This window comes from Aliikangiella coralliicola (genome assembly GCF_007004725.1).
Classification (GTDB): Bacteria; Pseudomonadota; Gammaproteobacteria; order Enterobacterales; family Kangiellaceae; genus Aliikangiella; species Aliikangiella coralliicola.
This window is the reverse complement of sequence record NZ_ML660162.1, coordinates 21,023-34,749: the sequence shown is the minus strand read 5'-3', so window position 1 is coordinate 34,749 and position 13,727 is coordinate 21,023. Positions and strand designations below refer to the sequence as shown.

The window sequence follows — 13,727 nt, the reverse complement described above, 5'->3', positions numbered from 1 at the left end:
GGCTCAATTCCAAAGAATGACCGTTTAGATTTTAAAAAAAGCGACTTATAAAATTAGCGACTTAATAAAATAACAACAATGGAGGTATCATTTGTCCAGTTCTAGCACCGCTTCAAACAGCACTTCGGCCGGAGTTTTGCGCTACGGTCCCTATCCTGAACTTTCCTATCCGGCGGTTTTTGTCGGTTATCTGTTAGGTTCCATTTTGGCGTTAAGCATTGGTTACGCTTCGCTTAAGCTAGGTTTCTCAATTGAAGGTTCTGAGCTGGCGGCCATATTAGGTTTCGGTATTTTACGCGGCATCATGCGACGTAATTCGATCATAGAAAACAACGTTACTCAAACTGTTGCCAGCGCGGTTAACGGCGCATCTAGCGGAATGATGTTCTCGGTGCCGGCATTGTTTATTCTGGGACAGCCTGAGTTTGATCCCTATTTGATGGTATTTGGTTGTGTTGCCGGTGCTTTTCTTGGCATCGCATTTATCATTCCGTTGCGTAAGCAAATGATTGATTATGAACGATTAACTTATCCTGGCGGTGTTGCTGTGGCTACCATATTAAAGTCGCCGGGAGCGGGGATCCGCAAAGCACAATTGTTAATTGGCGCGGCATTGGTGAGTGGGCTAATTCATTTTGTGGTTAAAGCTTATCTATCTGATGACAACTATAACTTTGGCGCAGCCCTGAGCATGCCTGAGTACACCAACGGTATTATTTATCTTTCCTTGCTAACGGTAGGGGTTGGATATATCGCCGGAAAAGGCGGGGTGGCTTTCATTATTGGTGGGTTTGTCTGCTACTGGTTTCTAGCACCAATGCTTGCGGCGACTGATTTGTTGCCGACTAACCCCGATGGCTCAATAGTGACAGACCCGAATGTTCTCAGGGTCAGCCTGTTTAGACCCACCGGAATCGGAATGCTGATTGGTGGTGCGGTGACCGGCATTATCATGGCGTTACCTTTAATTATCAGTGCCATTCGCTCTATGCAGAGCGCAGCAAAATCAGGCGCTTCGCTGTCACGTGATGAGATGCCGATTAAACTGCTCTACGGCGCGGTTATCGGCGCGGTGATTTTACTGATCGGAATGGCGATCCAGTCGACCGAACAGATGGGTTGGATGAGAGGCTTGACCATGGCTGTTGTCGGCACTCTCTGGATTTGGATTGCCGGGGTGATTTTATCGGAGTGTATCGGGCGAACCAACTGGTCTCCGCTTAGTGGTATGACACTAATTGCTGTGACTATTCTGATCTTTATCGCGAGCGGTCTCGGACGAGCTGATGCCATTATTGCCGCGGTCATGGTCGGTGCTGCGTGCTGTGTTGCCATGTCGCAAGCGACCGACTTAATGCTCGATCTGAAAACCGGTTACCTGGTGGGGGCAACGCCAAAACAGCAGCAAATGGGACAATTTCTAGGTGCCTGGCTCGGGCCTATATTAATCATGGTTTTGATTTTCGTGTTACACGAAGCTTATGGGTTGGGGAGCGATGAGCTACCAGCGCCACAGGGACAAGCGCTAGCCAGTATGGTCGAAGGTATTTTGGGTGGAAATGTCCCTATTGAAAAATATATTGCCGGTGCCGGATTAGGTGCACTATTAAGCGCAACCTCTGGCGGCTTAGGGATCACCGTTGGCCTGGGTTTTTACTTACCGTTTAGTATTGTCATTGCTTACGCAATCGGAACTATATTGCGAGTGACCAGTGACTGGAAAATGCCGGAATCATTTGCACATAATTCTGGTATTCCAATTGCTGCCGGATTTATCGTTGGTGAAGCATTGGTTGGTGTTGGTTTCGCTGTTGTTAAAATTGTCGAAGGCTTATAGGAGAATCAAAATGAAAAAGATTGGATATATCCTGATAATGGTGAGCTTTCTGAGTGGCTCATTTTTAACTGCATTAGATCCGACAAAAATAAACTGGGTTTATTTTGTTCCGGCACTTATCGTTGGTTTCATCGGACTAGCAATGCTAAAAAGCGAAAATAAAAAAGCCGCTCAGGCTGATCATAAACTGGAAGATGATCTCAAGTTAATGGATGATAGCTTGCAAAAAATAGTAGCAAATTTACAACAACTCAATCAGCAACGAGAAGAGTTGCCAACCTACGAGGCGCGTTTTGAAATCGACCGCCGTTTTCGTGAAGATCTTGATCACTTTGCCAATGTCAGGGAGTCAATGAGGCACTTATTCGGCCTGCAAACCTACGCTGATATTATGTCTGCATTTGCGGCTGGAGAGCGTTATGTGAACAGAGTGTGGTCTGCATCAACAGACGGTTATGTGGATGAAGTAAAGATGTATTTAACAAAAGCCTATGATCAATTTGTGGAAGCTCAACAGAAATTTTCAGAGGCCAAAAACAAAGCATGAAAATAGTAAATCTTAAATAGTAATAAGTCGATTGTTGTATTGTTTGGCCGCTTGAATCATTGGTTCAATGCGGTCGAACCTGTGGGTTGTTAGTAGGAGATTAACACATAAAATATGAAAATTATTAAACTGGTATTAATTGTTGCTGCAGTGGTTATTTCCACCAATTTATCAGCACTTGAAAGTATAGTTACTGGAAAATGGTTTGAAATTCATTCGCAGACGATGAATGAAAATCGAAGGTACTCTATTTATCTACCACCCGGTTATCAGCAAAATAAAGATAAAAAATACCCTGTTATGTATGTTTTCGATGGCGATGAAACCCGAATGAAAGGAATTAGCGGGTTAGTAGAGTCGCTCGGTTCAGAAAACCTGGACAGGCAAATTCCGGAGTTTATAATCGTCGCAATTCCGAACACTGATCGAACTCGTGACTTAACACCAACCAAAACTGACTTAATTTTTAAAGGCAATGTTCTTGATAAGTTTGAGGCGAGCGGTGGTGCTGACAAATTTGCTGCTTTTATCGAAAAAGAACTAGTGCCTTCAATTCGTTCCAAATATCGAACCAATGGAACAAAAGTTTTAGTAGGCCATTCTTTTGGTGGGCTTTTTGCGGCCCATGTCATGCTGACTAATCCTGATTTGTTTTCACATTACCTCATTGCAGATGCAACCTTTATCTGGGATAACAACTACCTGAATAAACTTGCCCATAAAAAATTGAGTCAGTTTCCACCTAACAAAATCAAAGTTTTTTTCGCATTGGCAAACAATGACCATCTGGGTGAAATTGGAATAACCAATCGAGCTTGGGGAAATCAGTTTATCACGCAGTTAAAGAAAAGCTCATCAACTAACTTACAAGTCGACTCAAAGTATTTTGTTGATGAAAGGCATGCAACGGTGGAAATGCTAGCCTGGTATTATGGGTTGCGCTATTTATTTAAAGCCAGGCAAACGGAGAGTTGATTCAAACCTGTGAATTGATCTTTAGTAGAGTCACTCAAGGATTCTAATCTCGAGTATATTGCTCGGTGTTAAATTCGATGATACAACCAGTCGGGGAGTATTTTGAGTAGCCAGGCAACCAATCGCCAGCGCTTGGTAATGTATACATGTTTACGTTTCTTCAGAATGGCATTTTTGATTTGGCTGGCGGCTTTTTTTGATGACGAGACCCAGAATAGTCCGTCTCCTTTTGCCATTTTTGTAGCGACAAAGCCGGGCTGGATATCAGTAACGCTAATCGGCAAACCGAGTTTAAAAACTTTTTTGCGTAAACCTTGCATATAGTTTGAAACAAAGGCTTTAGATGCGGCGTAAGCCGGCGCAACATCGCTTCCTCTCAGAGCGTTAATAGAAGAAATACTAACCAGTTGACCGTGTCCCTGCTTAATAAAATAATTGAGCGATGCACTTGCGACAGCGCTAAAGCCACGAACATTGGTATCGATTGTTTGTTGTTCTTTTTGCCAGTCCAGTTCAGGATTAACAAAACCGATTCCAGCGCTGATAACAATGATATCAACGCCTTCCATCTGGTTAATCAAGTGGTCTAACTGAATAATTGCCTGGCCCGTAAGCGTAATATCCATTTGTTTAATAAAAGCTTTGCCCAAAAATTTCTGTTGAAACGCTTTCAGTTTTTCAAGCCGTCTACCTGCAACTCCTACTTTGTGGCCGTCTTTTACAAATTTTTTTGCTAGCGCCAATCCAATACCGGAAGTTGCGCCGACAATGATGATTTTGGCTTTTTCATTGTCCATAATTTTGATTTTCATCCCACTCTTTTTGCTGTTTATAAAGCGCTTTTTGAATCTCGATGTAGTCATCTAACGATTTGCCGTCAGCGTCCCTAAACTTTTCTCCGGTAGTGTTTATCGTCATAATTCGATCAACTCGAAATGCTCGAAATGAATCTCTGAGCTGACACCAGGCAACCAATGTCCAAATTTTCCCCCAATAATACATACCCAGCGGACAAAGATCCCTGGTAGAGAATTCGCCGTTAAGCTTTTGATAATCGACTTTGACAATATTTTTCTTGTTGATCGCCTGGCGTAGTGCTTCAAAGTTATTTTTGTGTCGATTAGGAATACTGAAATTGGGAACAAAAAGTTTACTTGAACTCAAGTGGGTTTTTAATTCCTGGGGTAGCACTGCTTCAATTTTGTCCAACGCAGATTCAGCAGATTGGCCTAGTTCATTACCTGACCAGGCTTTAATCATTTTTACACCAAGTAAAATTGCTTCCAGTTCGTCAGCATCAAACATTATTGGTGGTATATCTAATGAATGACGTAGCATATAGCCCACGCCGGCTTCACTCTCGATAGGTACACCAGATAAACTCAGATCCTGAATGTCGCGATAAATAGTCCTTTCGGACACCTCTAGTCTTTCAGATAGCTGCTTAGCGGTCACCAAACGCTTGTTACGTAGTATCTGAGTTATCTGGAAAAGGCGATCAGCTCGGCGCATTGCGCTAATATCCCTGACGATTAAAATTGGCTTGCTTGAATTCTACAGCGGGTTAAGCTGTTTTGAAAAGTGGTAAATCTCTTGAGTTATCAGGAGCCTCCTGACGCAAAGTCGTTTCGGCGATTGATGATGGATCCGAATAACCCAGATATTCAAGCTTGTTTCTATTGCTCCCTTGGGATAACCGCTGTATCTTATACGCAAGCTAGCGTTAACTATTAGCCCACTTAAAAAATAGCTTTTAGAGAAGAAGATAAAAATAAAATGAAAAAAGCCGCGATCTTACTACTCGCCTTTTGTGCGGGGTTTTCAATTATGTGTTTTGAATTGCTGGGTGGAAGAATGTTGGCCCCCTTTTTCGGCAGTAGTGTTTACGTCTGGGGGAGTATTATTACTGTCTTTATGTTGGCTTTGTCCATTGGTTACCTGGGAGGCGGGCGTTTCTCTTTATATAGCCCCAGTATTAATCGATATGCCGGAATTTTTCTTGTCGCAGCACTGACTCTATTGCCGACAATTTTCTTTTCGGAATCTATTTTTGAGTTTGTTTTTGAGCGAATTGAAGATCCTCGTTATGGTTCTTTGGCAGCTTCGGCGCTGGTATTTTTGGTACCGAGTATTATTATGGGAATGATTGCACCCTATTCAGTCAGAATTTTAACGGTATCGGCCGACTCCTCGGGACAAACTGCGGGATTCCTCTATTTTGTATCTACCCTCGGCAGTGCCATTGGTACCATTATGACTTCCTTTTACCTGGTGCTCTGGTTAGAAGTTAATCAGATTCTCTGGCTAACTTTTGGTATTCTTTTTGCGGCGGGCTGTATTGCCCTGTTGGTAGCAAAAATTGACGGTGAACAAACAGTGAGTGATTCATGAGTAGACTATTAATCGGCATTTTTTTGAGTTTGTTATCGGTTTCTGGAACAGCAAGGGAAATCGATAAAGAACGCTCAATCTATCGCAATGTTGTTATTACCGAAGAAGATAAACTTCGCTGCATGCGTTTTGAAACTCGCCGAAAAAAAATTACCAATCAAGCCTGTATCGATTTACGCGATCCTGAAAGACTCGTTTTTGAGTATGCCCATGGTGTGATGGCCGGTTATGCGATCAATCCGCAACCAAAGCGTATTCTAATTATTGGTCTCGGCGGCGGAGTTTTGTCTAAAGTATTGCATCAGTTGTCTCCCCAGGCAGAAATTGTTTCTGTTGAAATTGACCCTGTGGTTGTCAATCTGGCAAAAAAGCATTTTGGCTATGAAGAAAATGAAAAGGTTAAAACCGTCGTCAAAGATGGCAGGGTTTTCGTTAAGCGAGCTTTGCTGAAAAAAGAGAAATTTGACTGGATTATGTTAGATGCTTTTAACGGTGATTATATTCCAGAACATTTAATGACGAAGGAATTTTTGGCGGAAGTAAAAGGGCTGCTAAGTGATAATGGTGTTTTAACGGCTAACACATTTAGTAATAGTCGGCTGTATGATTTTGAGTCGGTAACCTATCAAAAGGTATTTGGAAAGCTCCATATTTTTCAAGCGCCAACTAAAGGCAATCGAGTCATTTTTGCCTGCAACTGTAGTAGCTTTGAGTCTTTCCCTGATGCGCCAAAAGAATTACAAAGCAAAGTGTCGCGTTACCAGGTAGACCTCAAAAAGGTCTGGGGGTTAATTAGTGACACTGTTGACTGGAATACGGAAAGCGAAATATTAACTGACCAGTACTCACCGGCTAATCTATTAAAGCGGCTTGATTAACTACTGATTAATTAACTGCTGATTGATTAACTATTGAAGGGCGCCATTATCGCGAAGTAACTGATAAATTCCTTCTGCCAATTTTTGGTATCCTGCTGAGTTGAGGTGAATTGGATCAGACTTGTATTCCGAACTGCGTAATAAGTCTGCCAGAATGTCATCATCAAAGGCTAAATTATATTGGTCAGCTAATTCAGCATAAAAGGGCGCGCTGTTGGAAAAAAGCTTTTTTTCTGGAACGCCGATCAGAACCACTTTTGCGCCATATACACTGGCCATCTCAATCATACTGGCAAGATTTTTTTTGGTAATCGTTTTATTGTGGTTTCGTAAAATATCATTGCCGCCTTCGAGCAACACAACGAGTTTGGGTGAATGTTTATTGAGTTCTGCCTGAAAACGTTTGACGCCCTCGCTGGTTGTCTCGCCGGATATACCGGCATTAATAACGGAGAGTCCTGTTAGTAATTCCAGAGCATTCGGGTAAGATTGGTTTTTTTCAGCGCCAACGCCAAAGGTCAGGCTATCGCCAAACGCTAAAATAGTGTCATTAGAATTAAGCGGTTCTAATTTATCAGAACCACAAGACGCGAGAAAAATAACTAACAAATAAATAGTACAAGCTTTCAGACGTCTTATTTTCATTTCTGTTCCTTTACTTTCTAATCGTCCAACGTAGAAAGTCTAACGCTAATTACAAGTCACTCACAAGTCAAGTTTCTGAGTGACTAGTTATCCCGAATTCGGGTTAATTAGCGTCTGAATGCTTTTAGATGTGCGGTTATCACCAAGTATAGAAAAAGTTATTCCGGCGGCGCATATTGTGCAAAAACTTCTTCCTCAGTCATATTTTTAGTGTCATTAGAAAATTCATAGTAGCTCGGTTTTTTATCGATAAAAATCTGGTGATCAAAAACCACATCGTCCACTTCACTAAAAATTCCGACGGGCATAATATGTTGATTATTCTGCTTGAGTCGATAGAAAAGATGGGTACCACATTGTGAGCAAAAGCCACGTTCAGCCCACTCGGATGAGCTGAATCTCTTAATGTTTGACTCTCCCTCAAAGGAAACTTCGCTACCACAATCTAGTGCTTGCAGTGGTCCGCCGCCCCAGTTACGGCACATACTACAGTGGCAGGCGCCTAATTTATGATCGGACGAATGAGCATTGACGGTGACCGCTCCGCACAAACAGCTTCCTTTGCGGCTTTTATTTTGTGACATTTATTTCTCCTATCTGTGTTTATTCATTCAGGATTCTGGTTTTTTATTCTCTCTTTATGTATCCGCCAAACTCTGACTAGTGCCTTTAAGAGATTGAAAATGGTGAAATATGTTAACTTTTTCAAAAGCATCAAGATAGTTGGCGTAGTCTGGAGAATTTTGAATTTTCTGGACACTTTCTGCAGCAATAACTGCATGTTCGAGACTTTTCCATCGTACAAGATCTATCAATAGACCTTGTTGGTTACAGCTTGCTAATGTTTGATAAGAATGAAAACCATCCATCGATTTTACCAATTTTTTAAATTTTGGTAAGCCATGTTGCTGATAATTTTTCAGATGCGCTGGTTTTATCTGGTATATGACGACTTCTAGTATGGGCGGCGGTAATACAGACGACGGCAAGATGGGTGATGACATAGGTTTACCTAAACGTGTTCAAATGGTAAAAATCGCTTCTGCAAAAATATGTTCGCAGAAGCGACAATTTTCAGTACGGAAATATCCCAGCGTTACTTTTCTGAGTAGAGTCCTACGCGGTTTCCTTCGCTATCAATAAATTGCGCAAAATAACCTTGTTCACCGTCGTTAATGGCTGTTTTAGGTACAACAACCTGACTGCCAAGCCGGGTAATTCTGGATAGCGGTTCGCTCAAGTCATCACCTCCATTCAGGTATACAATGGTTCCGTCGGCGGTTGGGTTGTAGCCGTCTCCCGCAACTAAAGCGCCAGTCACTGTGTCTGGCTCAGACTCAAACATTGCATATTCATGGTCGCCCATCGTTTCGTGCTTAAAACCGATGCCGAATACCTCACCATAAAAATTCTTCGCGCGCTCAATATCACTTACTGAAATTTCTGACCAGGTTACAAGATGCTTCATTTTAATTCCTCTTAAAAGTTTAATGGATTGACAGGCTAAATTGGCCTGACATCAGGTTTATTGAATATTACTTCTCAGGGGCGTAGGAAAATCATATAACATAGCTACTGACAACATAGTGTCAGGAGACTGTTTGAGTTCGTTGTTGCGAGCGGGAAAGCAGAATCGACGCTGAACAATTCACAAAGAAACTGAGCAGTTTGAAATTTGATAAATGAGTTGGAAAATCAAGTTTGATAAAACTCAGAGAATTCGATATGCTATTTCTCAGGTATCGAGAATGCCTGCCTTACAAAAGAGTCATGCTCATCTCCGCATAAGATTAACTTATCGACAATTTATCTGTTTGTTCATTAACTCTAAGTTTGCTTAGTAAGGAAAGCAAAAATATATGGAGAGACTAATGAAGACGGTAAATACACCGAAGACAATAGATACGAAAACTCAACCTGAAACACTTCCCTCTCATGTTTTTACCTCAGGCAAAAATATCAATTTTTTTAAAGCCCGGGCGAAAAAACTTTTAAAGATAATTCAAGAAGCTGACCTTGTATTGGATGATCAACTCCGAAATCGGCTTTACCAGGTCGATCACCAGCATTTGCTAAACAAACCCGAAAAGATTAAGAGAAAACATGCGCTACATATTATCGCTTTGGAAAATGGGTTCGAGTGTTGGACTGATCTGAAACAACAAGTTGAACTTGAAAATACGATTGATTTTACGACGTTTTTTGGCAACCCTGCCTTTTGTGGATTTACCAATCACTGGTTTAATAATTATGATGAAGCCAAAAAGCACCAATTGGAAAATGGTGGTGTGTTATTACCTTACCGGCATCATTATTTTGTGACGACTTATTTATTTCTGGAAGCACTTGGATTTGATTGTGGTGATCCAGACTGGGAATCGATGGGATTCGACTGGGTTAACCCGCTGTCACAATCTGCAAAGAAATCGATTCTTCGAAAATTGGTTTCGCGCTTGTGTGAGTTAAATTAATTCATTAAAACTTCATTTTTTCTAAACCGGATAATCAAGCTCAAGCTAGAATATAAAAAGCCCGGCTGGGGAGCCGGGCGACAACATCATAACCATTCTAGGATGGGGTCAACGTTGGTTATGATCACACACATAACGCCAAAGGCAACTAATCGACTTATCGATAACGATAGTAGTTGAGTAACTCGACTAACTATCTAGTTGACGAGGAGAGAGATTAAAAACTCTGACGTTATGTATATCCTGCTTGCAAGTGAGCAATAATAATTCTCTGAACAATTGGTGCACTTCCTGTTTCGAGCGCTTTTCACTGGATTTTCCACTATAAGTCCATGACAAACACAGGGCGTTTTGCTCAAGGTCATAAATTTTTAAAGAAGGCTTTCCATTATCTAGATAAGCTTCTATTTGATAACCCATAGTGACATCCTCTGTTTTCTATATCGTTAAACTATGGAAAGATTCTAGCGGTGTTTTTTCTTTAATGCAAATGATAATTGTTATCAAATGGAGGTAAATAAGAAATTATTGGTAAATTATCTAGTTGCGCTATGCCCCAGGTGTCAAAAGATGCTATTTTTAAGTCAGATTTTTTGAGTTGAGGAACTGTCCATGGCGTTAACACCTGATTTGTTAGCTGAGTTAGAAATTCTTAATCTATTTAATCTTAATACTACCCAGGCGGGGATTAAGATCCACCACACCGCAAGTCCTAATGCTATCAGCGCTGCCCAAAGGTTATATGATAAAGGTATCATTTCTCAGAGTGATGGTGGTTATCTCACTGACAGGGGAGTGGAAACCGCTGAGCACGTGCAACAGTTAGTCAGTTTGTTGCAGGCTAATCGCTAAACGAGTCAATGACAAAAGCTTACTAGTTCGAAAATGTCGGATTTCGGTTTTGCGCAAATTTGATATTGGCTATTAATCTATTTTTTCTTTGTCGTTTTTACAGATATTTAACAACATTAGCGTGGTTGTTTTTTAAACATAAGGTCTAAACATAGGATCAGGTAACTTGTTATGGTCAGATATTTTTTGTTCATCCTGCGTCTGGTAAAGAAGTCATTTTGTCTTAGTACATTATTCGTATTACCAATAGCTTTCGGGCTTACCGGCTGCAAAAATGTTGATTTGCAGCAAGTTGCCGATACCCTGCAGCAATACCAAACTCCCCTTGATGAAAAAACCGTTGTGGCGGGGCTCAAGCAAGCGCTAGAAGTCGGCACTAACAATAGTGTAAGCAAAACAAGTCAGATAGGCGGCTTTAGTAATAATCCACTGATTCGAATTGCAGTACCGAAAGAACTCGATAAAACGGCTTCAACTTTAAGAAAGTTTGGACTGGGACGTTACGTTGATAAATTCGAGTTGCAAATGAATCGCTCTGCAGAGTCAGCATCGAAAGAAGCCAAACAGGTGTTCTTAGAAAGTATTGCTCAAATGACGCTAACTGATGCCTGGAATATTTTGCGTGGTCCGAACGATGCAGCAACTCAGTATTTCCGCCGCACTACTGAGGCGCGTTTAAGTACTAAATTTAAACCAATAATTAGCAGTTCAATGAACAAAGTGGGATTTTATCAAGATTATAAGAGTTTGCTGAATGCCTACGATGCTTTACCGCTAACCACGAAACCTGACCTCAATATTGAAAATTATATTTTGCAAAGTTCACTTGATGGGCTGTTCAAACTGGTGGCGCAAGAGGAAGGCAAAATTCGGCAGGATCCAGCCGCCAGAGTGACTGAGTTGTTACAGCGCGTATTTGCAAAGTAAATAACCTCAGCTGCGCATAAGAAGAGCCAGCCAATACAGCGATTTGAAATACTTACTGGCGAGCTCTCATCACACCTTCTTGCGCGGTACTTGCGACCAGCCGGCCTTTTCTATCAAAAAATTGTCCCCTGACAAATCCCCTGTCATTGCTCGCGGACGGGCTTTCAATAACATGCAATAACCAATCGTCAAAGCGAAAATCTCGATGAAACCACATACTATGATCAATTGTCGCCATTTGAAATTGAGGCAGCATAAAGGAAACGCTATGAGGCTGACCTGCAACGGGTAAGAAAGCGAAATCCGACGCATAGGCGAGTAAATATTTATGAACTCTAAGATCATTGGGCAAGGGACCATTAGCCTTCATCCAGACGTGTCTTTTGGGTTCAGATTTCTCAGGGTTTAATGGGTTAAAGAACTCGACAGGGCGGATTTCTATCGGCTTTTCGCAAGTCACAAGGTTACGAATTTTTTCAGGCAGTCTGTCTGCGTATTTTCGCGCAATCTCTAATTCTGAGATTAAATTATCGGGGCCTGTGACTTCGGGCATGGTAGCTTGATGATCGAAGCCACCATCTGATTGATGAAAGGAGGCAGTGAGAAAAAATATTCGCTTTCCATTTTGGATGGCCTTGACTCGGCGAGTTGAAATACTGCCACCATCACGGATATTTTCGACATCATAAACGATTGGTTTGGTTGCATCGCCAGGTCGCAAAAAATAACTATGGAATGAATGTACAGAACGATCGGCATCAACCGTTCGCTTCGCAGCAGAAAGTGCCTGACCGATAACCTGGCCGCCAAACACATGCCCAAGGGCAATATCTTGACTGTTACCGCGATAAAGATGTTGCTCAATTGCTTCCAGGCTGAGTAAGTCGAGTAATTGTTGCAATACTTGTGACATGATTACTTTGTTTCTAACCTTTGCTTCTGATGTTCCTGATGAGTCTTTATATTGTAGGTTATTTTGAGATATATGGAATAGTATTAATAGTCCGACTCCAGTCAAAGATTATTCAGGCTACTCTGTACCATTGCAAGTCGTATCGTATCATTACAAGTCGCATCGGTTAGCGAAAAAGAACAACAGGCTCCAATAATCAGGAGAGCTGGAAGATCGCTTTGATAATGCCATGATCGCTAGTGTGGGGTGAGTCGTCTTCAAGAAAGTCATTCCAGATCCGGGTTTCAAGGTGTCGCCAGACGCTCTTATTTGAGCTTTCAAAAAACTCTTCAGAAACCAGGATATGATCAAGGGTATCTTTGAGTCGATTAAATTCATGAGTGTAAAAAACATCTCTGAATGAGCGGAGTTGTTGGAGTTTTAAAGCGCTGTAAAGTGCGGTATCTCTTCCGGTTGAACTCGGTGTCAGAGAAGGCTGTTCGGTAATCAATGCGAGCGTATTGCTTCTTGGATCGTCATTCAGATCACCGAGTAATACCGTCGGTTTGTTAGTGTACTTCATGCGATTTGTTAATATCCACCTTAGTGCAGCGGCTTCCGCTGTTCTTCGAATAGTAGAGATTGCACTGCCGATAGTATTGCGGTGTTTTGATGTAACATTTTTGGCTGAGGCAGGCAGTTTTGATTTTAAGTGAGCCGCAAACACATCGATATCGGGGATTTTGTTTGATGTAGGGTTTTCTAACGTTAGATTAATCACCGTTCTGGAAAACTGATCGATTGATAAATTGAACTCATCGTCCTCATCATCATTTTCGTCGAGTTTGACGATCTTTTTGAAAGGAAACTTCTTATAGAGTTTTTTGTATTTTACTTTCCAGGGGGTTCGCACTGCGACAGCCACTGCAATCCCATACCAGGGATTGGTAAAGCTTTGAGTAATATAAACGAGCTGGTAACCGGATAGCGCTTCAACTCTAAATACTTTATCTAGACATTTTCTCGACCAGAGTTCCTGAAAAGCAATGACATCAGCGTCAAGGTCGATCAGCATTTTTCTGGTCCAGGCTATCTTTTTGTCGTAAAGCGCATTTGGAACTACCTTGGAACGAACTTTTTTTCCGGCTTCCTGGAGGTTATATAAGTTAAAAGAAGCGAAGCTGATTTTTTTAGCCATTTTGAAAGTCCATTCAGGTTGGTTGTCATTTATACAGTGTAGACTATCTCAATAAAAATCATTCAAACCTTTGGCAGGGTAAATAAATTTCGAAATGAGATATCCAGGCGGTTG

17 protein-coding genes are annotated in these 13,727 nt (G+C 41.5%); 8 read left to right on the top strand and 9 right to left on the bottom strand.

The features are described 5' to 3' along the window. The first annotated feature begins 91 nt into the window (after positions 1–91). From FLL46_RS06195 to FLL46_RS06185, 3 genes are all read left to right on the top strand, one after another. Positions 92–1,837 (top strand): OPT family oligopeptide transporter, encoded by a 1,746-nt coding sequence (locus FLL46_RS06195; RefSeq protein ID WP_142892623.1) that lies wholly within the window; start codon positions 92–94, stop codon positions 1,835–1,837. A 10-nt stretch (positions 1,838–1,847) separates the two neighbouring features. Next, positions 1,848–2,384, top strand: coding sequence for a hypothetical protein (locus FLL46_RS06190; RefSeq protein WP_142892622.1), 537 nt, complete (start codon positions 1,848–1,850; stop codon positions 2,382–2,384). Between the two features lie 114 nt (positions 2,385–2,498). Continuing rightward, positions 2,499–3,359 carry an alpha/beta hydrolase gene (locus FLL46_RS06185; protein WP_142892621.1) on the top strand — a complete coding sequence of 287 codons (861 nt, stop codon included), beginning with the start codon at positions 2,499–2,501 and terminating at the stop codon, positions 3,357–3,359. A gap of 68 nt (positions 3,360–3,427) precedes the next feature. Here FLL46_RS06185 and FLL46_RS06180 read toward each other — a convergent pair whose 3' ends face one another. Both FLL46_RS06180 and FLL46_RS06175 read right to left on the bottom strand, forming a co-directional pair. Continuing rightward, entirely contained in the window at positions 3,428–4,171 is a 744-nt protein-coding gene (locus FLL46_RS06180) for an SDR family NAD(P)-dependent oxidoreductase (RefSeq protein ID WP_210418611.1), read from the bottom strand. Further along, positions 4,146–4,871, bottom strand: a complete 726-nt coding sequence (locus FLL46_RS06175; RefSeq protein WP_142892620.1) for a helix-turn-helix transcriptional regulator — start codon at positions 4,869–4,871, stop codon at positions 4,146–4,148. The genes FLL46_RS06180 and FLL46_RS06175 overlap by 26 nt, the downstream gene beginning before the upstream one ends. A gap of 264 nt (positions 4,872–5,135) precedes the next feature. On the opposite strand from FLL46_RS06175, the gene FLL46_RS06170 reads away from it, so the two are divergent. Both FLL46_RS06170 and FLL46_RS06165 read left to right on the top strand, forming a co-directional pair. Continuing rightward, positions 5,136–5,750: a fused MFS/spermidine synthase gene (locus FLL46_RS06170; protein WP_142892619.1), complete on the top strand. Its 615-nt coding sequence runs from the start codon at positions 5,136–5,138 to the stop codon at positions 5,748–5,750. Further along, positions 5,747–6,628, top strand: coding sequence for a spermidine synthase (locus FLL46_RS06165; protein WP_142892618.1), 882 nt, complete (start codon positions 5,747–5,749; stop codon positions 6,626–6,628). The genes FLL46_RS06170 and FLL46_RS06165 overlap by 4 nt, the downstream gene beginning before the upstream one ends. 30 nt (positions 6,629–6,658) lie before the next feature. On the opposite strand, the gene FLL46_RS06160 is transcribed toward FLL46_RS06165, so the two are convergent. From FLL46_RS06160 to FLL46_RS06145, 4 genes are all read right to left on the bottom strand, one after another. Continuing rightward, positions 6,659–7,273: an arylesterase gene (locus FLL46_RS06160; RefSeq protein ID WP_142892617.1), complete on the bottom strand. Its 615-nt coding sequence runs from the start codon at positions 7,271–7,273 to the stop codon at positions 6,659–6,661. A 158-nt stretch (positions 7,274–7,431) separates the two neighbouring features. Next, positions 7,432–7,857 carry a GFA family protein gene (locus FLL46_RS06155; protein ID WP_142892616.1) on the bottom strand — a complete coding sequence of 142 codons (426 nt, stop codon included), beginning with the start codon at positions 7,855–7,857 and terminating at the stop codon, positions 7,432–7,434. A gap of 54 nt (positions 7,858–7,911) precedes the next feature. Continuing rightward, positions 7,912–8,277, bottom strand: coding sequence for an antibiotic biosynthesis monooxygenase family protein (locus FLL46_RS06150; RefSeq protein ID WP_142892615.1), 366 nt, complete (start codon positions 8,275–8,277; stop codon positions 7,912–7,914). 92 nt (positions 8,278–8,369) lie between these two features. Continuing rightward, a complete protein-coding gene (locus tag FLL46_RS06145; RefSeq protein ID WP_142892614.1) occupies positions 8,370–8,741 on the bottom strand; it encodes a VOC family protein in 372 nt (123 codons plus the stop codon). Between the two features lie 403 nt (positions 8,742–9,144). On the opposite strand from FLL46_RS06145, the gene FLL46_RS06140 reads away from it, so the two are divergent. Beyond that, positions 9,145–9,744, top strand: coding sequence for a hypothetical protein (locus tag FLL46_RS06140; protein ID WP_142892613.1), 600 nt, complete (start codon positions 9,145–9,147; stop codon positions 9,742–9,744). Positions 9,745–9,933: 189 nt separating this feature from the next. Here FLL46_RS06140 and FLL46_RS06135 read toward each other — a convergent pair whose 3' ends face one another. After that, a complete protein-coding gene (locus FLL46_RS06135) occupies positions 9,934–10,164 on the bottom strand; it encodes a hypothetical protein (protein WP_142892612.1) in 231 nt (76 codons plus the stop codon). A gap of 192 nt (positions 10,165–10,356) precedes the next feature. On the opposite strand from FLL46_RS06135, the gene FLL46_RS06130 reads away from it, so the two are divergent. Both FLL46_RS06130 and FLL46_RS06125 read left to right on the top strand, forming a co-directional pair. Continuing rightward, positions 10,357–10,596 carry a TIGR02647 family protein gene (locus FLL46_RS06130; RefSeq protein ID WP_142892611.1) on the top strand — a complete coding sequence of 80 codons (240 nt, stop codon included), beginning with the start codon at positions 10,357–10,359 and terminating at the stop codon, positions 10,594–10,596. 171 nt (positions 10,597–10,767) lie between these two features. After that, a complete protein-coding gene (locus tag FLL46_RS06125; RefSeq protein WP_142892610.1) occupies positions 10,768–11,523 on the top strand; it encodes a DUF4197 domain-containing protein in 756 nt (251 codons plus the stop codon). Between the two features lie 52 nt (positions 11,524–11,575). Here FLL46_RS06125 and tesB read toward each other — a convergent pair whose 3' ends face one another. Both tesB and FLL46_RS06115 read right to left on the bottom strand, forming a co-directional pair. Next, the gene (tesB, locus tag FLL46_RS06120; protein ID WP_142892609.1) at positions 11,576–12,436 is read right to left on the bottom strand and encodes an acyl-CoA thioesterase II; all 861 of its coding nucleotides are present in this window, start codon (positions 12,434–12,436) and stop codon (positions 11,576–11,578) included. 196 nt (positions 12,437–12,632) lie between these two features. After that, positions 12,633–13,613 (bottom strand): endonuclease/exonuclease/phosphatase family protein, encoded by a 981-nt coding sequence (locus tag FLL46_RS06115; protein WP_142892608.1) that lies wholly within the window; start codon positions 13,611–13,613, stop codon positions 12,633–12,635. Positions 13,614–13,727 lie beyond the last annotated feature (114 nt).